The following is a 1,660-nucleotide window of genomic DNA, read 5'->3' as shown; positions in this document are numbered from 1 at the left end:
CCTGCGATGCGTCATTTAATTGATAGTTATATCGGCGCAAAAGAGAGCGAAATTATTTCCGCCTTTGACGATATGACTCTAGTTGAATTAATTGTACAACGGGGTGCAGATGCAGTCAACGCCTTACCTGCAAATATTAAAGAAAACCCGAAAGCTGTAGCCGAAACCATCGAAAACAACTTACGCAAATTAATTATTGAACAGGAACCAACGAATCCCAAATATTTTAGTAAAATGTCGCTGTTGCTGGATGAATTAATTCAAGCCCGCAACGCTAAAGCCTCAGAATATCAAGTTTATTTACAGCAAATTGTGGAGTTAAGTAAACAAGTTTTACAACCCAGCAGTTCCTCACATTATCCTGAATCTTTGAACACATCCGCTAAAATTGCCCTCTATGATAATCTGAATCAAAATGAAAGTTTAGCTTTGGCTTTAGATGAGGCGATTCGCAACAGTAAAAAGGATGGTTGGCGAGGTAATATTATTAAGGAACGTCAGGTGAAAAATGCTATGCGAAAATATCTAGATTCCCCGGAGGATTTAGAGCGCATTTTTGCAATTGTCAAAAGCCAAAGCGAGTATTAATATAATTCGTAATTCGTAATTCGTAAACAAATCTACACCTTCACTGGTAATAAGACCTAACCCCCCTAACCCCCCTTCCCTGCGAGGGAATGGGGGAAAATATCTCCCCTCTCCTTGTAGGAGAGGGGTTGGGGGAGAGGTTAACCGATAATTATTATTTTCACGTTGATTGAAACTACTATGAAAACTTATCAAATAACAGTGGGTGAATTAATTATTGATGTGGCGAGAAAAAATATTAAAAATCTGCATTTAGCAGTATATCCACCAGATGGGCGGGTACGTATCGCTACACCTTTACATATTGATGATGATGCTGTGCGTTTATTCGCCATCTCTAAATTAGGCTGGATTAAAAAGCATCAAGCTAATTTTGCCTCACAACAACGCCAAACAACTAGAGAATTTGTCTCTGGTGAAACTCATTATTTCCAAGGTAAAAACTATTTACTCAATGTTATCTACTCTCCTGGTTATCCCAAAGTAGAAATTAGAGATAATACACACATTAACCTATATGTCAAGCCAGAAAGTAATGCAGCGCAACGCCAACAGGTGATAATTTCCTGGTATCGACAGCAGTTAAAAGAACAGATTCCCCCATTAATCGCTAAGTGGGAACCCAATATGGGGGTTAAGGTGGAAGACTGGGGAGTAAAACTGATGAGAACCAAATGGGGTACTTGCAATATTCAAGCTAAACGCATCTGGTTAAATCTGGAACTAGCCAAAAAAGACCCGCAGTGCTTAGAATATGTTGTAGTCCATGAAATGGTGCATCTGTTAGAACGCTATCATGGCGATCGCTTTGTCTCCTTAATGAATAAATTTCTCCCCAATTGGAAATTTTATAAGGATGAATTAAACCGTTCCCCCCTGGGAAGTTATTGAGTTCGACTGTTCTTTGGATTGTGGTTTAACAAACTCACTGCACCAGCAAAACAAACTTATATAAAGTTCATAGAACTCGACCTCCAAAACATTAATATCTTGCTGGAGTATTCTCAGGTTTTTAGTAGTACAACTGCGCTAAAGAAAGCAATAGAGACCTTTGCCACAGTCAAGTAGAAAA

The 1,660-nt window shown here is 38.8% G+C and carries 1 protein-coding gene and 1 pseudogene; both read left to right on the top strand.

The genetic code is table 11. The features are described from left to right. Positions 1–588, top strand: a pseudogene (locus tag VB654_RS24830) (restriction endonuclease subunit R); the annotation flags it as partial. Positions 589–768: 180 nt separating this feature from the next. After that, a complete protein-coding gene (locus tag VB654_RS24825) occupies positions 769–1,479 on the top strand; it encodes a SprT family zinc-dependent metalloprotease (protein ID WP_323216502.1) in 711 nt (236 codons plus the stop codon). Positions 1,480–1,660: the final 181 nt, after the last annotated feature.

Source organism: Nodularia sp. UHCC 0506 (genome assembly GCF_034931045.1).
Lineage (GTDB): Bacteria > Cyanobacteriota > Cyanobacteriia > Cyanobacteriales > Nostocaceae > Nodularia.
Note: the sequence above shows the minus strand (reverse complement) of the source record. Positions and strands in the feature narration are given on the sequence as shown.

What these genes read in the sequence shown, in the direction of transcription:
- VB654_RS24825 (WP_323216502.1), top strand. Translation starts at nt 769, where the DNA reads ATGAAAACTTATCAAATAACAGTGGGTGAATTAATTATTGATGTGGCG.